19 protein-coding genes are annotated in these 19,539 nt (G+C 64.3%); 11 read left to right on the top strand and 8 right to left on the bottom strand.

The window, feature by feature from the left end:
• Window positions 1-43: 43 nt before the first annotated feature.
• Window positions 44-2,983: a TonB-dependent receptor gene (locus GC148_RS07660; protein WP_291070079.1), complete on the bottom strand. Its 2,940-nt coding sequence runs from the start codon at window positions 2,981-2,983 to the stop codon at window positions 44-46.
• A gap of 150 nt (window positions 2,984-3,133) precedes the next feature.
• On the opposite strand from GC148_RS07660, the gene GC148_RS07655 reads away from it, so the two are divergent.
• Both GC148_RS07655 and GC148_RS07650 read left to right on the top strand, forming a co-directional pair.
• On the top strand, window positions 3,134-4,522 hold the full coding sequence (locus GC148_RS07655) for a protein adenylyltransferase SelO family protein (protein WP_291070078.1): 1,389 nt from the start codon (window positions 3,134-3,136) through the stop codon (window positions 4,520-4,522).
• Window positions 4,523-4,592: 70 nt separating this feature from the next.
• The gene (locus tag GC148_RS07650; RefSeq protein ID WP_291070077.1) at window positions 4,593-5,765 is read left to right on the top strand and encodes a CoA transferase; all 1,173 of its coding nucleotides are present in this window, start codon (window positions 4,593-4,595) and stop codon (window positions 5,763-5,765) included.
• Window positions 5,766-5,781: 16 nt separating this feature from the next.
• Here GC148_RS07650 and GC148_RS07645 read toward each other — a convergent pair whose 3' ends face one another.
• From GC148_RS07645 to GC148_RS07620, 6 genes are all read right to left on the bottom strand, one after another.
• Window positions 5,782-6,207 carry a GNAT family N-acetyltransferase gene (locus tag GC148_RS07645; RefSeq protein ID WP_291070076.1) on the bottom strand — a complete coding sequence of 142 codons (426 nt, stop codon included), beginning with the start codon at window positions 6,205-6,207 and terminating at the stop codon, window positions 5,782-5,784.
• A 7-nt stretch (window positions 6,208-6,214) separates the two neighbouring features.
• On the bottom strand, window positions 6,215-6,652 hold the full coding sequence (gene rpiB, locus GC148_RS07640; protein ID WP_366063380.1) for a ribose 5-phosphate isomerase B: 438 nt from the start codon (window positions 6,650-6,652) through the stop codon (window positions 6,215-6,217).
• Window positions 6,653-6,681: 29 nt separating this feature from the next.
• A complete protein-coding gene (locus GC148_RS07635; RefSeq protein ID WP_291070074.1) occupies window positions 6,682-7,437 on the bottom strand; it encodes a YebC/PmpR family DNA-binding transcriptional regulator in 756 nt (251 codons plus the stop codon).
• A 363-nt stretch (window positions 7,438-7,800) separates the two neighbouring features.
• Window positions 7,801-8,262: an SAM-dependent methyltransferase gene (locus GC148_RS07630; protein ID WP_291070073.1), complete on the bottom strand. Its 462-nt coding sequence runs from the start codon at window positions 8,260-8,262 to the stop codon at window positions 7,801-7,803.
• A gap of 10 nt (window positions 8,263-8,272) precedes the next feature.
• Window positions 8,273-8,833: a lipocalin family protein gene (locus GC148_RS07625; RefSeq protein ID WP_291070072.1), complete on the bottom strand. Its 561-nt coding sequence runs from the start codon at window positions 8,831-8,833 to the stop codon at window positions 8,273-8,275.
• A 42-nt stretch (window positions 8,834-8,875) separates the two neighbouring features.
• Window positions 8,876-9,697: a CoA ester lyase gene (locus GC148_RS07620; RefSeq protein WP_291070071.1), complete on the bottom strand. Its 822-nt coding sequence runs from the start codon at window positions 9,695-9,697 to the stop codon at window positions 8,876-8,878.
• A gap of 153 nt (window positions 9,698-9,850) precedes the next feature.
• Here GC148_RS07620 and GC148_RS07615 point away from each other — a divergent pair, with 153 nt between their 5' ends.
• The 8 genes from GC148_RS07615 to GC148_RS07580 all read left to right on the top strand — a co-directional run bounded on the left by GC148_RS07615 (window position 9,851) and on the right by GC148_RS07580 (window position 16,078).
• Window positions 9,851-10,333 carry a pentapeptide repeat-containing protein gene (locus GC148_RS07615; RefSeq protein WP_291070070.1) on the top strand — a complete coding sequence of 161 codons (483 nt, stop codon included), beginning with the start codon at window positions 9,851-9,853 and terminating at the stop codon, window positions 10,331-10,333.
• A gap of 34 nt (window positions 10,334-10,367) precedes the next feature.
• On the top strand, window positions 10,368-13,106 hold the full coding sequence (locus GC148_RS07610; protein ID WP_291070069.1) for a helicase-related protein: 2,739 nt from the start codon (window positions 10,368-10,370) through the stop codon (window positions 13,104-13,106).
• A complete protein-coding gene (locus GC148_RS07605; protein ID WP_291070068.1) occupies window positions 13,103-13,402 on the top strand; it encodes an RNA-binding S4 domain-containing protein in 300 nt (99 codons plus the stop codon). The genes GC148_RS07610 and GC148_RS07605 overlap by 4 nt, the downstream gene beginning before the upstream one ends.
• On the top strand, window positions 13,399-13,845 hold the full coding sequence (locus tag GC148_RS07600) for a TerB family tellurite resistance protein (protein ID WP_291070067.1): 447 nt from the start codon (window positions 13,399-13,401) through the stop codon (window positions 13,843-13,845). Before GC148_RS07605 ends, GC148_RS07600 begins: the two co-directional genes overlap by 4 nt.
• A gap of 100 nt (window positions 13,846-13,945) precedes the next feature.
• On the top strand, window positions 13,946-14,287 hold the full coding sequence (gene fdxA / locus GC148_RS07595) for a ferredoxin FdxA (RefSeq protein ID WP_291070066.1): 342 nt from the start codon (window positions 13,946-13,948) through the stop codon (window positions 14,285-14,287).
• A 261-nt stretch (window positions 14,288-14,548) separates the two neighbouring features.
• Window positions 14,549-15,073, top strand: coding sequence for a CarD family transcriptional regulator (locus GC148_RS07590; RefSeq protein WP_291070065.1), 525 nt, complete (start codon window positions 14,549-14,551; stop codon window positions 15,071-15,073).
• Window positions 15,074-15,198: 125 nt separating this feature from the next.
• Window positions 15,199-15,603, top strand: coding sequence for a GFA family protein (locus GC148_RS07585; protein WP_291070064.1), 405 nt, complete (start codon window positions 15,199-15,201; stop codon window positions 15,601-15,603).
• A 205-nt stretch (window positions 15,604-15,808) separates the two neighbouring features.
• Complete coding sequence (locus tag GC148_RS07580; RefSeq protein WP_291070063.1) at window positions 15,809-16,078, top strand: hypothetical protein; 270 nt, start codon at window positions 15,809-15,811, stop codon at window positions 16,076-16,078.
• A gap of 7 nt (window positions 16,079-16,085) precedes the next feature.
• On the opposite strand, the gene GC148_RS07575 is transcribed toward GC148_RS07580, so the two are convergent.
• On the bottom strand, window positions 16,086-17,654 hold the full coding sequence (locus GC148_RS07575; RefSeq protein ID WP_291070062.1) for a long-chain-fatty-acid--CoA ligase: 1,569 nt from the start codon (window positions 17,652-17,654) through the stop codon (window positions 16,086-16,088).
• 173 nt (window positions 17,655-17,827) lie between these two features.
• Here GC148_RS07575 and GC148_RS07570 point away from each other — a divergent pair, with 173 nt between their 5' ends.
• Window positions 17,828-19,534: an SUMF1/EgtB/PvdO family nonheme iron enzyme gene (locus GC148_RS07570; protein ID WP_291070061.1), complete on the top strand. Its 1,707-nt coding sequence runs from the start codon at window positions 17,828-17,830 to the stop codon at window positions 19,532-19,534.
• Window positions 19,535-19,539: the final 5 nt, after the last annotated feature.

Raw genomic sequence — 19,539 nt, 5'->3', positions numbered from 1 at the left:
GGATTTCCGGGGGCCGTCTTGTTTTGTCAAACAGTCCTATGGATCAGTTGCTGCCACCGAAGCGCTTGGTCACACTTACCTTAAACGTACGCCCGAATGGATTGTGCGTGTAAGGATCATAGTTGACGTCGAAAGCCGCGAAGGGCGGATCTTCATCCGTAACGTTCACAGCGGACAGGCCGAAGTCGAGACCCCAGGCTTCCGATGTTAAGTTGTAGAAGAGGTCGAACGTCGTTTGGCTATCAATTGTCTCGCCAACACCGCCTCGTGCGGCGGCTGAACGTTCATCCTTGTAGCTATCGATATGACGCATCACGGCCCGCAGATTGTGCTCACCGATAGCGTAGTTGGCAAAAACGTTGGCCTTCCATTGCGGCATCGAGCGCGTGAAGTTTGACCGGTTGAATTGGCCGACATAGTCGCCGCCGCCAATTGCAAGACCTTCGACGATGTAGGGGTCTACCACGTACTCGATGATGTACGTCGCATCCGCACCCAACGTGAACTCGGAACTACCCACATCCCACACATTGCTGGCTCGCAGGTCGATCCCCGAGGTTTGGATGTTCGGACCGTTGGTCACGTTCACCCGGATGCGGGAAATCGTTGACGCCGAAGGCGCCAGCGGATTGTTGAAAGTGATCCTCGACAGAATCGCATCATCTGCCGTAGTCGCCGTCGCAAGTGCAGCCACGGCCGCGTTCACGATTTGCGCTTGCTCCTCGACGATCACCGGGTCGGAGAAGTCGAAGTTGTAGTAGTCGAGCGATGCTTGGAAGTTGCCGGTGTCATAGAGGGCACCGACGTTGAAGCTGAAGGCCGATTCCGGCTTCAGGTCAGCATTGCCAAAGGTGTCTACGGCTTTGAACGCACTCGTCGGAGCCACAAACTGCAGGCTGGTGCCCACACCGCCGAGCTGGTTGAGCGTCGGACCCTTGAAGGAGGTCTGGGCCGAACCGCGCAAGGCAAAGTTGTCTGTCACGTCCCATTTCGCAGCGACTTTCGGGTCGAATGTCGATCCGATTTCGCCGCCGTAGTCTTCGTAGCGTACGGCGAACTGCATATTCAGGTTGTCATAGAGAGGTACCTGAAGTTCACCGAAGATGGCATAGATGGTCTGCGATTCATCCGATGGCAGCGTGCCAGCAAGGAACGAATACGGACCCGTGCCGCCCGGTCCAGGCGTGACCGACAGGTCGGTCAACGCCGACGGATCAAGCTTGTAGGATTCGCGGCGAACCTGCATGCCGGCAGCCCAGCCGACAGCTCCGCCCGAGGCCTGGACACTGCTCTCCCCCGACAGGATGCCATCAAAGACAAGCAAGTCAGTCTTCGCAGTGGTCAGGCTAGGATCGGTGATCCAGTCTGCAAGCGTGGCGGTGTTCTCAAGGCCTGGTACGAACGTCGGGTTTGCCGCACCGGTCACAGCGTTGAACGGAATCGCGTTGGAGAAGGGATTGTAATATTCGCACGAACCGACGCCGGCGGCGAGCGTACCCGCATAACCGGCTGACAATGGCGAAGTGCCGGTTGCCGGGTCGAAGCCGGTGTTCGGATCGGTACAAACGCCAAATCCGCGAAGCGCGTTCGTCAAACCGGTGATGTACGTATCATTGGTCAGACGTTCGCTTTCGGTTGTCGAATAGCTGATGGTCGCGTCGTAATTCACGCCGTTGGTGAAGTCGCCTTTGAGGCCGCCTGACCCGCGGAAGGTTTCGCTGGTGCGATAACCTTCCTGCGCTCCGCCGGTAAGGGGGGAGCCGCCATAGCCGAACGACCGGCCGATGTAGAGCGCTGCCGCCGTGCCGGCCGGGAAGACGCCGGGATTGTCAAGGTTGTACTGGATGAAGCCAGGGTGACTGGCGAGCAGCAGCTGGTTGGTCAGAACCTGCGGCGGATAGGATGGAGAGGTTTTCCAGGTCGGCACATCCGAGTAAGCATACATTGCTTCAAGGTGCAGTTCAGCACCATTGCCGAGGTTTCGGTTGTATTCTGAGAAGACCTGATAGCGCTCTTCCTCTTCGACAAGGTTGTCGAACTGCGTAAATTGAAAATAGCAGGAGCTTGCAGCGCCTGCGTATATGCCCCCGGCTTCATCGCACCCAAAATCGTTGACGTTTGCTGCCAGCGGCGTGAAGCCGGCGCTGAGTGGCACATAACGGCCCGGGTTCGACAGCGAAGACCAGCCTCCGACGGGGTTTTCGGCGAATGGCCGGACAGCCCAGTCCTTTTCACTTAGCAGAACTTCCGAGCGCTTGTTGTAACCAACCGAGGTCACCCAATTGAAGTTCGCGCCCTGCAGGCCATAGGCCGCAGAGATGTCGAAGTCGCCATCGGATCCGTCGAACTGCGAGAACGAACCACCGACCTCAAAACCGTCGAGATCCTGGTTTGTGATGAAGTTCACAACGCCGGCAATTGCGTCCGATCCGTAAAGCGCCGCGGCACCGTCTTTCAACACTTCAACCCGACCAATTGCGGCCGAAGGAATGTTGTTCGTATCGACGAACAGCTGCGCCTGCTCACCGATCGAATAGGGGTGATAGGTCTGGCGGTGACCGTTGATCAGCACCAGCGTACGGGCGGGGCCGAGGCCGCGCAGGTTGATGTTCGACGTGCCTTCGAGGCCGTTCGACGCGAACTGGTTGGTCTGGCCATCCACACCGGACGAGGGGCCGAGGTTGCGGATCAGCTCCGTGATCGTCGGCTTGCCTTCAAGCTTGAGGTCCTGCGCACTCAGCACATCCACCGGCAGGGCCGCATCTTCAGGTGTGCCCTGAATGAACGAACCCGTGACCGTCACCGTACCGAGCTTGCGCTCGCCGTCATCGGCTTCTTGAGCGTGAGCAACCAAGCTGCTGCTCAGCGCAATGGCTGATGCATAAAACAGCATTCCTTTGAAAGTTTTCATTCGTTTCCTCCCGAAACTATTATGGTCTGGCGCAAGCTTCTGCCACTTGTCATGTATTTGACCAATTTCCATCCTTAAGCGTCTCGACCCGGTCGCAAAGAGGGCTTGTGTGCTGCGCCGCCGCATACCAATTTAGAACCAACCCGTCCCGACATGGCGGTTAAGCATCACTTTACCTCAATGCGCTCAGCAACCACGTGTGAATACGAAAACGGAACTCACATGCCGCCCTTCCAGAAACTCGCGGCAAGATTTGCCGATCCCGTCACACCTGCAAATTTTCCTCAGCGAGTGTTGCGCTGGCGCAACCAGCGCTGGGCGCAAGCGGTAGGGTTGGGGGAACTGTCCGCGCCGGACTGGCTGGAACATTTTGCAAGGTTCCGCCCCCTGCCCGGCAACCTGCCACAGCCACTGGCCATGCGCTATCACGGCCACCAGTTCGGCACCTACAATCCGGATCTCGGCGACGGACGCGGTTTCCTCTTTGCCCAGCTGCGCGATCCGGCCGGCCGCCTGCTCGATCTCGGCACCAAAGGCTCCGGCCGAACGCCCTGGTCACGCAACGGCGATGGCCGGCTGACCCTCAAGGGCGGCGTGCGCGAGATCCTCGCCGCCAGCTATCTGGAAGCCCTCGGCGTCAACACATCCAAGGCCTTCAGCCTTGTCGAGACCGGTGAGGCCCTGCAACGCGGCGACGAGCCTTCGCCGACCCGCAGCTCGGTCCTCGTGCGCCTGTCCCACAGCCATGTCCGGTTCGGAACCTTCCAGCGCTCCGCCTGGCTGGAAGACCGGGACGCCATGGCCGAACTTGTCGATTATTGCGTGGCCGAATTCCACCCTGCTGCAGACCATCCGGAGATGGCTGACAAGACCTGCGCCCTGCTGCAGCAGATCGCCCTCGCCACGGGCCGGATGATCGGCCAATGGATGGCCGCCGGCTTCGTGCACGGCGTCATGAACACCGACAATTTCAACATCACCGGCGAGACCTTCGATTTCGGCCCCTGGCGCTTCCTGCCGCAATCGGATCCGAACTTCACCGCCGCCTATTTCGACCAGAACGGTCTCTACCGGTTTGGCCGACAGCCCCTGCAGGGTGGCTGGGCGCTCCAACAGCTCGCCTCCGCCATGCTGCTCCTCGCCGAAGCAGAAGACCTCGCCCGGGCGCTGGCGCCCTACGAAGCGGCCTACCGCGACAGCTTCGCCGCGCACACCCATGCCTTGCTGGGTCTTGCCTCGGGCGGCGACCATGCCCGCGATCTCGGCTTCCTGCAGGTCTTCTATGCATGGATGACCGACAGCGGCGCCAGCTGGCCGCAAACCTTCTTCGACTGGTTCGGCGGCGCCGCCTCCGCCGATCGGGCCGCCGCCTCGCCCCAGGCCGCGCTCTATGCCGAAGCCCGCTTCGAACCGGTCCGCGCCGCGCTGCTGGACCGCGCGCCCGTCCGGCCCGAACGCCTCGCCGAACCCTACTTCCAGGCCCCTCTCCCGGTCAGCCTCGTCATCGAAGAGGTCGAAGCCCTCTGGGACCCCATCGCCGAGCACGACGACTGGTCGCGCTTCGACGCCAAGATGGCGCACATCGAGGCGGCCCGGCGCGCGCTGGCATGACGCGTGGAAAGCCCTTGATTCCGAGGGCGCCTGCAGGCCACTAACCGCTAGGCTACCAGGAGATCGCCGCATGACCGACGCGCCCCGTCCCGGCCCGCTATCCGGCGTCCGCATCATCGACATGAGCACAGTTGTTCTCGGCCCCTTCGCGACCATGATCCTCGCCGACCTCGGCGCCGAAGTGATCAAGATCGAGCCGCCCGGCAAGGGCGATACGATGCGCTATGCCGGCGCGTCGCCGACCGGTGATCTCGGCCCGATCTACATGGCGCTGAACCGCAACAAGAAGTCGATCACGCTCGACGCCAGGACGCCCGAAGGCAAGGCCGCGCTCACCGAGCTGCTCAAGACTGCCGATGTCTTCTTCCACAATGTACGCCTCGCCGGCATGGAACGCCTCGGCTTCGGCTATGAACAGGTGAAGGCCCTGAATCCCGCCATCATCTACGTCCACTGCGCCGGTTTCGGCAAAGGCGGGCCGTATGAATTCCGTCAGGCCTATGACGATCTCATCCAGGGCGCATCGGGCTTCGCCGACCTCAACGCCATCCGCTCCGGCGGCCGCCCCGAGTACGCCCCATCCCTCGTCGCCGACAAGACGGCCGGCCTGTTCGCTACCTACGCAACCCTCGCCGCCCTTTTTCACAAGGCCCGCGCCGGCGAAGGCCAGTTCGTGCAGGTGCCGATGCTGGAATGCTTCACCTTCTTCAACATGGTCGAGAACCTCTATGGCGAGACCTTCATCCCGCCCAAGGGCAGGCTCGCCTATACCCGTTCGGTCAACCCGAACCGGCGCCCCTACCCCACGCTCGATGGCTATATCGGTCTTGTTCCGTACTCGGACCAGCAATGGGAAACCTTCTTCGAAATCGGCGGCCAGCCAGACGTCTTCAAGGACCCGCGCTTCAGCACCTATGCCGCCCGCACCGAAAATACCGGCGCCCTCTATGCTCTCATCGAACACGTCACCGCCACGCGGACCACGGACGAATGGCTGGAACTGCTCGACAAGGCGAATATCCCCGCGATGCGCTACAATACGCTGCCGGAAGTCCTGACCGACGCCCACCTCGTCGCCACGGACTTCTTCGAAAAGGTCTCGAGCCCGGAGATCGGCGAATACCGCTCGATGCGCCACCCCGTCGCTTTCTCGGAAACGCCAGCCAGCAGCCACCGCCTGCCCCCGCCGCGGCTCGGCGCCGACACCGAAACTATACTGGAAAGCCTGGGGCTCGGGTCCTAGAAGCGCCTTGCCGGCGTCAGCTTTCGGGCTTCGCGTAATGCGCGGGCTTGATCAGGTCCATCAGACGCTGGGGCGCCCTGATCGGGCCGAAGCCCAGTTCGGCATAGACGCCGTGCGCATCCGCCGTGCCGAGCATCCAGCGTCTCACGGTCTGCATGTCCGGATGTTCCATCAGTGAACGCACCAGGCCGCGGCCGAGTCCCTTGCCCCGGTGTTCCGGCGCCACGATCACGTCGCAGACCCAGGCAAACACCGTCCGGTCGGTGATGGTCCGGGCAAAGCCGATCAGCGTCCCGTTGCCGTCGCGGGCAATCGCGCAGATCGAGTTGGCGCAACCTCGCTCCACCGTGTCGCGCGGCACGCCGGGCGACCAGTAGGTTTCCCGCAGCATCGCATGCAGGATATCGATGTCGGCGGCTCCGGGCTGTTCGATCTTGATCATGGCGCGCTCAGACCGGCGGCTGGCCCAGCTTGCCGACACGGCGGGCATGACGGTCGCCGCCGAAGGGCGTCGTCAGGAAGGCCGTAAGGCAGGCCTTGGCCATTTCGATGCCGATGATGCGCGCGCCCATAGCGATCACATTGGCATCATTGTGCTCGCGCGACAGCGTCGCCGACAGTGGTTCGGACACCAGCGCGCACCGCACGCCCGGATGGCGGTTGACCGCGATGGAAATTCCGATGCCGGTGCCGCACAGCGCAACGCCGCGTTCGGCCTTGCCGGCCGCAATATGCCCGGCCAGCCGGTAGCCGAAATCCGGATAGTCGACACTCGCCTCGCCATCCGTACCCAGATCTTCGACCTCATGGCCTTCCGCGCGCAGCCAATCCGTCAGCGCCGCCTTCAGCCCGACAGCCGCATGATCCGAAGTCATGGCAATCCGCATGATATCCCCGTTCCCCGGCCGCTTCGGGCCTAGCCCGCCAGCCGCGCCATTTCCTCTTCCGAAAGTTCGGAATTATCGAACACGTTCTGCACGTCATCGAGTTCGTCGAGCACATCGAGCAGCTTCATCAGCTGGTCTGCTGCTTCGCCCGAGACCGCCACATTGACCTTCGGCTTCCAGATAATCTTCGCCGATTTCGGCTCGACCTTCTCGCCGAAGGCTTCCGCCAGAGCGGTGCCGACCGCCGCGAAATCTTCCCGCGCGGTATAGATCCAGTGGCTTTCCTCGTCGGACTCCACGTCCTGCGCGCCGGCCATGATCGCCGCTTCCATCACCTCGTCCGGCGTGCCGGCCTCCAGCGGGAATTCATATTCGCCCAGCTGGTCGAAATTGAAGGATACCGAACCGGTCGTGCCGAGTGCGCCGCCATTCTTGGCGAAGGCGGAGCGCACGTCGGTCGCGGTGCGGTTCTTGTTGTCGGTCGAGGCCTCGATGATGATGCCGACGCCGCCGGGGCCGACGCCTTCATAGCGGATGTCGGCATAATCAGCACCGCCGCCGCTCTGGCCTTTGTCGATGGCGCGCTGGATATTGTCCTTGGGCACAGACGCGCCCTTGGCGTTCTGCACGGCAAGGCGCAGGCGCGGGTTCATGTTCGGGTCCGGCCCGCCCATTTTCGAGGCCACCGTGATCTCTTTCGAGAGGCGCGAGAACAGGACGGCGCGTTTCTTGTCCTGCTTGCCCTTGCGGTGCTGGATGTTGGCCCATTTGCTATGACCGGCCATCGAAGGCTCCTGACGCTGGAAGTTTGAAGCCCTGCGCTCTAGCCCATCGCCCCCGCGCCGGGCAACCCGCCCCGCCCACAAACCTCGCCCCCCGCTCGGCCCCAACCCCGCCCAACTCATGCTGAGCGAGGTCGAAGCTCGGGCGTCTCCGCGGGCGCCAAGCGCCCTTATCCGCAAACACCTCTCCTGGACGGCCCTGAAGGTCCGGATGTTCGTGCTAGGCCTCGGCGCCGCCCTGACCCTCTCCGCCACCGGTGAGGGGACAGGCTGCACCGTTGGGCTGGCTGAGCGCGTCACATAGAGTGACATGTCCCCTCCCCATTTTAGGGAGGGTGGGGCAAGGCAAACGAAAACGCCGAAGCCTCACCAATACTGCGCCATCAGCGCGCTCGCCCAGTCAGCCTGGCGCACCTCGCCGCGAGGCAGGAATTCCCGCATCACCGGCTTGATGTCGATCACCGGTGTGCCGTCGATGGCGTCCAGCCCCTCGACGATCATCTCCCGGCCCGAAACCGAGACGATCCGGCAGACTGTCACGCCAAGCCGGTTCGGGCGGTTCTTGCCGCGCTGGGCGAAGATGCCGATCCGCGGCCAGTCCGGATTGCCCCGAGGATGGCGCGCTCCGGTCTCGATCTTTTCGTCCGGCACCAGATGGAAATGGAACAGGATCTCCGCATGACTGAACGCATCGAGCCCCATCAGCGCCTCAGCGGGCAGCGTGTCAGCCAGCACGATACGCGCCTGCTCCTCGCCCCAGTGATCGTCCTTCGCCTCGGCGCGGCCCCCGCGGACATGAGCCACCGGTGAAACCGTGATGTCCGTCATGTGCTCCTCCTCAAGGTTCCTGAAGCGTTTCCTTCAGCATACTGAGGTCATACCCCTTTGCCTTTGCCGCTGCATCCAACTCGGCGCGCACCTCCGGCGTCACCGTCGGCGTTCGCGAAAGCATCCAGAGAAAGCGTCCCGATGGTTCTCCGATAAGGGCATGCTGATAGCCTTCGTCGAGATGGATGATCCAGTAATTACCCCGCCCCGCCGGCAGCGGAATGGGCGCGAAGTTCACGAAGACCCGGGCACCGTTCGAGCCCTCCATGACGCGGGCCACCGCCTCGGCCGACCGCGGCTCGCCATCCTTCGTGCCGAAGCGGCAGGTATTGACCACGTCGACCCGACTATCGTCGCGCAGCGTGTACTGGGCGGTCGTGCCTTCGCAATCCTTCTGGAAGCTCGTCGGATACCGGGCGATCTCATACCAGAGCCCCATGTAGCGCGCGATATCGACAGACGCGACCGCCTCCAGCGGAGGCGCATCCTTTGCTCGCCCGGATGGCCCGGCCACACAAGCCGACAGCGCCAGAAGGGCGGCGGCCAATATTGTAGGAATACGGAGCATCATAACAGTCTTTCCTTCAATCCGCCGCGCACGGCACACGTCCACTCAATCCGATCGCACCCGCGACAGCACGCGCTCAGCCGCCAGCACTACGGGCCGGTCGATCATCTTGCCGTGATGTAGCACCACTCCGCCGCCCGCCGCCTCCATCGCGGTTAGCACGGCGCGGGCTTCAGCAATCTCGGCCGCGCTCGGCGTGAATACGGTGTTCACCGCCGCGACCTGGTCCGGATGGATGCAGGCGCGTCCAGAAAATCCGACGGCCTTCGCCCGGCGTGTCGTCTCGGCGAGACCCTCCGTATCCCCCGTATCGAGGAAGGGCACATCATAGGCCGGCACCCCGGCGGCGCCGCAGGCGGCGGCAACCGTGCCGCGCGCCGTCAGCATCGCGTCCCAGTCGTTCACGTCGGCGCCGAGGCTGGCGGAAAAATCGACGCCGCCGAACAGTACGCCGCCGGCCGCCTGCGCCGCAATCGCAAAGGCATTCGCCAGGGCGCGGCCGCTCTCGATCACCGCGATCAGCGGCGCCGGCCAGCCGAGCGCCTCGGCAACGATCTCGAGGTCGACCGCCGTCTCGGACTTGGGCACCATCACGAAAGCTGCCCGCCGCGCCGCACTGGCCGCCGCCAGCGCGGCAAGGTCGGCGCAGCCGAACGCCGTGCGTGGCGAATTGATCCGCAGGCCGACCGGCCCGGCCGCTCCTGCCGCCAGCCAGTCCAGCGCCGCCGCCCGGGCCTGCGCCTTGTCTTCCGGCCGAACGGCATCCTCTAGGTCGATGATCACGGCGTCCGCGCCAGCGGCGGCCGCCTTGCCGAAACGGTCCGGCCGCGCACCAGGCACGAACAGGAGGGAGCGATGGACCTGCATGGGAAAGCCGCCTTCAGAAACGCGTCCTCCCGGGTATCCAACCCCCGGTGCAGGGTCAAACGGAAACCCGGCAGGAGAGAGATTGCGCCCCGCCGCCAATCACCCCATCCTGCCCCGCGGGAATGGGAGCTGGGCGTGGTTGCGATCCGGTACATGGATTCTGAACGGGTAATGGAACTCGGTCTCGCCGACCTGCGCGGCGCATCGATCGAGCGTCAGGACTTCCTGCGTGCCGATCTCGGCGGTCTGGACCTCTCCGGCGCCGTGTTCCGGGACTGCGAACTGCGCGCAGCCTGTCTCGACTGGGCCAATCTCGAAGGCGCCCGGTTCGACTATGCCCGGATGATGTCGGCCACCTTACGCCGGGCCCATCTGCGGGGCGCGTCCCTGCGTCATGCCTGCCTGAAGGGGGCTGACCTCTCGGGCGCCTGCCTGATCGGCGCAGACTTCACCGGCGCCTCACTGAGCCGGGCAAACCTCACGCAGGCCAATCTCTGCGGCGCCATCTGCCTCTGGCATGACCAGGGCCCGGTCAACCTCGATGGTGCGGTCTATGACGGACGCACGCTCCTGCCACCTGCCTTCCATCCGCACGATCATGGCATGATCCGGCGCCTCACCGCCGCCCGCGCTTGACTTCGTCCCCGGCCATCCCCACCCCTCTCCCGCAATGACAGTCCTCAAGGCCATCCTCGGCCCCACCAACACCGGCAAGACGCATTACGCCATCGAGCGGATGCTCGCCCACGGCACAGGTATGATCGGCCTGCCGCTGCGGCTGCTGGCGCGTGAGGTGTATGACCGCGTGGTCGCCGCCAAGGGCTATGCCGCGGCAGCGCTGCTGACCGGCGAGGAGCGTATCCAGCCGCCCACCGCGCGCTATTTCGTCTGCACGGTGGAATCGATGCCGGCGGATGTTCGGGCCGACTTCGTGGCCATCGACGAGATCCAGCTCGCCGAAGACGATGACCGCGGCCATGTCTTCACCGACCGCATCCTCCACATGCGCGGAAATCACGAGACGCTGTTGCTCGGCGCCGACACCATGCGCGCCCTCCTGAAAAGCCTGAAGCTCGGCGTCGAGACCGAGCCGCGCCCCCGCTTCTCCGAGCTGCGCTATACCGGTCACTCCAAGATCACCAAGTTGCCCAAGCGCACCGCCATCGTCGCGTTCAGCGCCGAGGAAGTCTACGCGATTGCCGAACTGCTTCGCAGGCAGAAGGGCGGCGCCGCGGTGGTGATGGGCGCGCTCAGCCCCCGCACCCGAAATGCCCAGGTCGCACTCTACCAGTCCGGCGAGGTCGATTACATCGTCGCTACCGATGCCATCGGCATGGGACTCAACCTGGATGTCGGGCGTGTCGTGTTCGCCTCGCGCTCGAAATTCGACGGCCGCCGGCACCGCCCGCTAAGCCTTGCCGAAAGCGCGCAGATCGCCGGCCGCGCCGGCCGGTTCCGTACAGATGGCGAATTCGGTGAAACCGGAAGCTGCCCGCCCTTCGCCGAAGAGGAATGGAAAGCGATCGAGGCCCACCGCTTCGATCCGGTCGATGCGATCCAGTGGCGCAATTCTGCGCTCGACTATTCGAGCCTCAAATCTCTGATCCGTTCGCTCGAACGCCCGTCCGGCAATCCAGTGCTGATCCACAATCCGCGCGCCCTTGATGAATGGGTGCTGCGCCGGATGAGCGAAGACGCAGCCATCGGACCCAATGTGACCGGTGAGCGCAAGGTGCGCCGCCTCTGGGATCTCGCCCGCCTGCCGGACTTCCGCAAGGCCGGGCCGGAAGGTCACGGACGGCTGGTGCTGGGCCTTGCCGAAACCCTGGCCGATCCCGATGCACGCCTGTCTGATGAAGGCCTCAGCCGGCGGATGGAAGACCTGGCCTCGGTGCGCGGCGATATCAACCAGCTTCAACAACGCCTCGCCGCGATCCGCACCTGGACCTATGCCGCCCACCGGCAGGACTGGCTGGAGAACCCCTCTTATTGGCAAGAGAAGACCCGGGAGATTGAAGACTCCCTGTCAGACGCGCTACACGAAGCGCTGACGGCACGTTTTGTGGACCGGCGCACCACCGCGCTGCTCGCAAGCCTGAAGAAGGAAGACGCACTCGTGACTGAACTGACGCCCGACGGCGACGTGACCGTGGAAGGCCATCTGGTCGGCCGTCTGCGAGGCCTGACCTTTGAACCCGTGGTCGATGCGCGAACGCTGGAAGGCAAGGCTGTGCGCGGCGCGGCGCTCGCCGCTGTGCGCCCCATGTTGACCGCGCGCCTTGCGGAAATCGCCGCCGCGCCCGCCGAAGCATTCAAGCTGACCGAAGCCGCCGAGATCGAGCACAAGGACGCGCCTGTTGCCCGCCTTGCCAAGGGCGCGCAATGGATGACGCCGCGCATCGAACTGATCGGTGCGCTGGAAGCGGACGCATCCGAACGCCAGGCGGCGCTGACGCGGATCGAGGAATGGGTGCGCGGCGAGATCGGCCGCGTGCTGCCGACGCATGCGCGGCTCGTCTTTGCCCGCAGCGGCGAAGCGCTGGAAAGCCTGCTGCGCGGCCTCGCCTTCCGTATCCTAGAAAGCGGCGCGGCCGTTGATCTGCGTACGGACGAGTCGGCGCCGCGCCTGACGCCGGAGCAGCGCGAAGCCCTCAAGGCCGCCGGCATCCGCGCGGGCCGCCTCGCCGCCTATGCGCCGGATGCACAGAAGCCGGCCGCGCAGCGCATGATCGCGATCCTTAAAGCCGTTGAATCGTCCACGGAATATCCGCTCGCGCCGGAAGGGGCCGGCTCGTTCGGCCTCGATGGCACCTGGCCGGAAGCCGCCCTTGCCGCCAATGGCTACCTGCGCTTCGGACGCCGCGCCGTGCGGGCCGACCTCGCCGAACGCCTCGGCTGGGAACTCGCCAAGCGCCGAAAGGATGCCGGCAAGAGCACGTTCGAGATTCCGATGGAACTCGCCTCGGTCGTCTCCTGCCCGGCCGATGACTGGCCGGCGGTGCTCAAAGGATTTGGTATCGCGCCCGCTGAGAAAAATCCCGAAACCGGCGCGGTGACGCGGTGGCGCTATGTTGCCCGGTCGCGGCCCGAGGGCGATGAGCGCCCGGCCCGGCGCCCCCACCCGAAAGCCGACGGCGGCGCGTCCAAGGAGGGCCCGCGTCCGGATCGCCGGCCCGGCAACCGCGCAGACAACCGGTCCGGACCTCGGCCCGAACGCAGCCAGGGCGGCGGCCCTCGGCCCCCGGAGCGCCGGTCCAAACCGGTCGATCCCGATAGTCCGTTCGCGGCGCTCGCCGCGCTGCTGCCCCCACCGAAACCACCGAAGCCTGCCCGCAACAAGCAGGCCCGCAAGCCGGCCCCCTCGCCCGGCCCGGCGCCCGGCGCCTTCCGGTACCGCCCCTTCAGATGACGCCGGACGTCGGCGCGGAAACCTCCGTGCGGGTCGATGTGTGGCTCTGGCGAGCGCGATTCTTTCGCACGCGGGCCTTGTCGACCGCGCATGTCCGCAAGGCTGGTCTGCGTCTCTCGCATGCCGGCCAGACCCGCCGCACCAGCAAGCCGGGCGCCACACTTACGGTCGGCGATATCGTGACATTCGGGAAAGGGGCAGATATCCTGACCGTGGAAGTGCTCGATCTGGGCGCCCGCCGCGGGCCCGCTGAAGAAGCGCGAACGCTGTACCGGCCGCTGGAGTCGCTGACATGATGAAATCCCTGAGAAGCCTGTTCACCGCGAAAACGCCCGCCGAATTGCCGATGCCGGCCGAAGTGGCGGTCGCGGCCCTGTTGGTCGAGGCGGCGCTGGTCGATGGCGTCTACGTCAATATCGAGAGCGACATGATCGCGGAGATCCTGCTGGAATCCTTCGCGTTCGATGCCGACAAGGCCGATGCCGTTCTGGCCCAGGCCGAGACTCTCGCCGAGGAGGCCGTGGGTAGCCACCAGTTCACCAAGCACGCGAAAAAACTGCCCCTCGCTGACCGGGTCAGAGTGATCGAGGCGATCTACCGGGTCGTGCTGGCCGATGGTGAGCGGTCTGACGAGGAAGAGGCCTATGTGCGCCACGTCGCCGGCCTCCTATATGTCGATGACATCAGCCGCGCCGAAGCCCGCAAACGGGCCGAAGCGCGCAGCGCCGGAGCCGTGTGAGCGAAACTGCATGCGCGGTTCAGCCCGCCGCATTGACAGATGACACCCGCGCCGCCAATTGGCTGGCCTGATCCCAAACGCCCACGAGTATTGCCCTCCCATGACCTATATCGTTGTCGATGCCTGCATCCGCTGCAAATACATGGACTGCGTGGAGGTCTGCCCGGTCGACTGCTTCTATGAAGGCGAGAACATGCTCGTCATCCACCCGGACGAGTGCATCGATTGCGGCGTCTGCGAGCCGGAATGCCCGGTCGAGGCGATCAAACCCGACACGGAGGATGATCCGGACGGTAAATGGCTGAAACTCAACTCTGAGTTTGCCAAGACCTGGCCGAATATCACCCGGATGAAGGAGCCTCCGGCGGACCGCGAAAAGTTCGCGCAGGAGACCGGAAAGCTGGAGAAATACTTCAGCCCGGCTCCCGGAACAGGCGACTGAACGGCCGCTGCGGACTGATTCGGACCGCAGCTGCAACAGCTTCCAAGGCACCTCAAACGTTAACGAGGCGCTTGATTCCATTCCGTTTACGAAACGGCTGCCTCTGTGGGCAACTGTTGTAAATGCGCCAAATTCGTGCTATGTCTTGGTTCTGATCAATAATCATCAAGAAGCGGGATTTCCTAACTCAGTGCCTTAATGCGGGACCTGGGGCGGGGAGGCGTCGCTTTCGTGTGTGTAGAAAAAAGGGTCAATTCAGATATGGCGAAAAAAGCAGAGACTCGGACTTTGGCGTTCGAGGTCGGGCAAAGCGTTGTCTACCCGGCCCACGGCGTAGGCAGGATCACGGCCGTTGAAAAGCAGACGGTCGCCGGAATGCAACTCGAAGTCTATGTCGTCGCTTTCGATCAGGACAAGATGATCCTGCGCGTACCGACTAATCGCGCCGAAGCCTCGGGCATGCGTGCCCTGGCCGGCTCGAAACTGGTCGATGACGCCCTGAAAACGCTCGGCGGCAAGGCCCGCATCAAGCGCACCATGTGGTCGCGCCGCGCCCAGGAATACGAAGCAAAGATCAATTCGGGCGACCTGATCTCGATCGCGGAAGTCGTGCGCGACCTGCACCGCGGCGATGACCAGCCGGAACAGTCCTACTCGGAGCGCCAGCTCTATGAGAGCGCGCTGGACCGGATGGCCCGCGAACTGGCCGCTGTCGAGAACATCGACAAGGGCAAGGCGATGGAGAAACTCGCCAAGTCGCTGGCCAAGAAGAAGATCGCCGCCTGATCTCAGGCCAGGCCCAGGTAAATTGCAGAATCCCCGTGGGTCTCCGGACCTGCGGGGATTTTCATTCTGACTCACTGCCGGCGCCATGACATTTTGAACAAAACATGAACATCTGGAGGCCTTCCATGGCGATCCCGGGCGGATGCCAGTGCGGCGCGATCCGGTATGAACTCTCAGGCCCGCCGGACCGGGTGTCGATCTGCCATTGCCGGGACTGCCAGCTCAGCGCCGGCGCGCCGATGTTCAGCTGGGCGCTCATGCCCACAGACCGCCTGACTGTCACCGAAGGCGCACCCGCCACCTATCGGTCGTCCAGGGACGCGGTCCGCAGCTTCTGCCCCGTATGCGGCACCGGCCTGTTCTACACGAACCCCGCAATGATGCCCGGCCGGATCGACCTCCAGTCCGTGACGCTGGACGATCCGTCCGCATTCGCACCCGTCAACCGGGTCCAGACGGCCGAGCAGCCGATCTGGATGGCTCACTTCGATGCCTTGCCTGTGCACCGGCGTTTTCCGGGTACGGATTGAGCGGAACCTGCGATTCCAGCCAGATGTTAATCCGGACGGCCCGCCGCTTAACCAAGCCGCGCCAACCGTTGCGCGCCGTTAACCATGCCAAAACCCCTCTGCGTCAGGTTTGATCCGTTGCCGGATGGTCCGGCAGGTGATTGGGCCGCAGCCCGGACATGGGAAAACCCCAGCCAGTTGCGGCAGGTGTCAAAGGACAAAGAACATGGCTTATTCAGATATCCCGATGGAGCCCGGCGCGCTGATCGGCGCCCACTCCCTCCCCGAAGACCTCTACCGCGCCGGCCTCGCCTATGCGACCGGCACGGGCACCGAGGTCAACCTCGTCGAGGCGCACAAATGGTTCAACCTCGCCGCCGCAAGGGGCCATGAAGAGGCCAAGGCGCAGCGCCAGGACATGGCCGAAATGCTGACCTCCGAGGAAGTGAAACTGGCCCTTCAGGCCGCCCGCGACTGGATGCGCCTCGCGCACTGAAGCACGCCTAGCCCACCCGGCGCGTCATGCTCTTCCAATAGGGCTCGCGTAGGTCCTTGCGTAGGATCTTGCCGGACGGGTTGCGCGGCAGGGCCTCGATGAAGTCGATTGACTTCGGACACTTGTAGGCCGCGATCCGCTCGCGTGCCCAGGCAATGATGCTCTCGGGGGACGGATCTTCGCCGGGCTTCTTCACAACGATGGCTTTCACGGCCTCGCCCCATTTCTCGTCCGGCACGCCGATCACGGCGACATCAGCCACACCCGGCGCGCCGAAGATCGCGTTCTCGACTTCGGCCGGATAGACGTTCTCGCCGCCCGACACGATCATGTCCTTCACCCGGTCGTGGATGTAGAGATAACCGTCCTCGTCGAAATACCCGGCATCGCCGGTATGGAAGAAACCGTCGCGGATCGCTTCCCGGGTCGCGTCTTCCCGGTTCCAGTAGCCCTTCATGATGAAGCCGGACCTGATGACGATCTCGCCCACCTCACCGGTGGGAACGGGTTTGCCTTCGCCGTCGACCACACGCACCACAGCGCCCGGCCACGGCAGACCGCAGGAGCGCAGCTTGCCCCAGGACGGATCATGCGCTTCCGGCGGCAGGAAGGTGCCCGCGCCCACTGTTTCGGTCAGCCCGTAGAGCTGCGTGAACCGTGCGCCCATGATCTCGACCGCCGTGCGCAGCAGCGCTTCGGAGATCGGCGAGGCACCATAGAAAACCTGTTTCAGGCTGGAGAAATCGATCTGCTTGATATTGGGCTGCTGGGTGAGCATCAGAATGACGGCCGGCACCCAGAAAGCGTGCGCGATCCGGTGTTCGGGAATCAGCTTCAGGATCAGCTGCGGATCGATCTCGCGAAGGACGACCGTCTTGGCGCCCTGGGCGATGGCGAGCACGCCGGCATTGACGCCGGCGACATGGAACAGCGGCATCGCGTTCATCACCGCGTCGCCTGCATCATAGCTCGACCATTCGAGCAGTTTGGCCTGGGAGAAGAAGGACAGGTAGTTGTCGTTGGTCAGCTGCACGCCCTTCGGCAGGCCGGTCGTGCCCGAGGTATAGAGCTGGATGACATCGTCGTTGCCCTCCACCTTGATGCCGGGATCGGCGGCAGATTTCGAATTGCGCCAGGAAGGATAGAAATCCCAGTCCTCGCGGTCGCCATCGATGGTGATGATGCGCTTCAGGTCCGGCAGCTCGGCCTTGATCGTGTCGATCATGGCGTAGAAATCCTTGCCGACGAACAGCACGGTAGCTTTCGCATCCGACAGGATGAACTTCACTTCCGGCGCGGCGAGGCGCGTGTTGACGCCGTTGATCACCGCGCGGACTTTCGCGGCGCCGAACAGCATCTCGTAATAGACGTCCGTGTTCTTCGCGAGATAGCCGATTCGGTCGCCCGGCCTCACGCCAAGCGCGAGGAGACCGTTCGCGACCTGGTTTGCGTGTTTCTCGAGATCGGCAAAGGTGGTCGCGCGGCCTTCGAACCACAATGCCACTTCAGCGGGGCGGCGGGCCGCCTGCACACCGGTCACATTGGCGAGATAAGGCATCGCCTCGATGTCGATCATCTGTTTCCTCCACGTTTCTTGAGCCTGAACTTAAGGCATTTCCCGCACCTGTCAGCCCCTGCAGCGCTGCAACCGGATGAAGCCGGCCGCGCCCCCTTTGGCAAAGGCCATTTTTGTGCAAGGTTCGCCCAGCGCGCGAGCCTGAAAAAGCGCCGCGCTCAGGGGACGCATGCATGGCTGCTATCTTTCTTTCCTATAGCCGGGCAGATCGCCCGAAGGCGCAGGTCTTCGCAGAAGCGCTGACGGCGGAAGGTTTCTCGGTCTGGTGGGACAAGGTGCTGCGTGCCGGTCAGACCTATGACGAAGTGACCGAAGGCATGCTGCGCGACGCCGATGTCGTGGTTGTGCTGTGGTCGGCCGTATCGGTGAAATCGAAATGGGTTCGCACCGAGGCAACGCTCGGCCAGCGCACGTCTGTGCTTGTGCCCGCGATGATCGAGGATGCCGAACGCCCCATCATGTTCGAGTTGACCCAATCCGCGGACCTGATCGGATGGGACGGCGATCGCAGCGATGTACGCTGGCAGGAGTTCGTCGCCGACATCCGCCGCGCCGCCGAACAGGCCGCCGCATCCGATTCCAAGCCCGCACCTGTTCCGCCTCCCGCGCCCGGCCAGGCCGCCGACATGACGATGGAGCTGACCTTCTGGACGTCGGTCAAGGATTCCGACGACAAGGCCGATTTCGAAGCCTACCTGAAACGCTATCCGGACGGCCACTACTCGGACCTCGCGCGCAACCGGATCGCCGCGATCGCGCGCGCCCATGCCAGGGCTGCTGCGCCGCCGCCTGCGCCCCCACCTCAGGCTCCACCTCCGCCTCCTCCACCGCCGCCGCGCGCTGCTGCACCGGCACCTGCGCCCAAACCCGCCCCTGCCCCACCGAAGCCCGCCCCGGCCAAGCCGGTTGCCGCCGCCTCGGCGCCGCCGAAAAAGTCCGGGTCTTCGCTGCCCTTGGTGTTGGGCGGCCTGGTGGCCATCGTCCTGGCGGGATGGGTCATCGCCAACCTGATCCCGAGCGATGACACGGCCGCCGATGACGCGGCGCTGACGGCGGATGCGGCCGATGCGCCGGCCGCGCCAGAAGCGCCGGCTCTGCCCGAGCCCGAAGTGATCGAAACCGCCGCCACGGAGACGGCGGCGCCAGCGGTTGACGTGCCCGCCGAGCCGGAACCCGAACCCGAGCCTGTCGCTCCGGTCTGCGATGTCTGCCCGGCCATGGTCAGCCTGCCGGGCGGAACCTTCAGCATGGGATCCCCGGCCACCGAATCCGGCCGCGAGCCCATCGAGGGCCCGGTGCATGATGTGACCGTGAAGCCCTTCGCGATCAGCAAGACTGAGATAACGGCGGCGCAATGGGCTGCTTGCCTCGCCGATGGCGGCTGCAACGGATACCGACCGCCGGCGGGCGAGTCCGATGGCCTGCCGGCCACCGCAATTTCCTGGCGCGATGCAACGGCCTACACCAAATGGCTCTCCGCCAAAGAGGGGCGCACCTATCGCCTGCCCACCGAAGCAGAATGGGAATATGCCGCACGCGGAGGAACCAGCACGGCCTATTGGTGGGGCGAACGGTTCGATTCCATGAAAGCGCCGCGCGACCGTCTGCGGGAAGCGGCGAGCCTACCGGAGAATACGTTCGGCCTGCAGGGCATGCTCGGCAATCTGCGCGAATGGGTCGAGGATTGCTACGTGAACGGATATTCCGATACGCCAACGGATGGCAGCGCCGTGCTCTCCGGCGATTGCGGGCGCCGCGTCGTGCGGGGCGGTTCGATCAAGAGCGGCCAGGCCGAGCACCGCGCTGCCAACCGTGCGCGCATCTCGGTGACCACGCGCGACCGGCAGATCGGCTTCCGCGTGGTACGCGAAGAAGACTGACAGGC

Origin of the sequence: Hyphomonas sp. (assembly GCF_016125515.1) — a bacterium.
GTDB lineage: Bacteria > Pseudomonadota > Alphaproteobacteria > Caulobacterales > Hyphomonadaceae > Hyphomonas.
The sequence above is the reverse complement of the archived record's forward strand: the minus strand, read 5'-3'. Positions and strand labels throughout refer to the sequence as shown.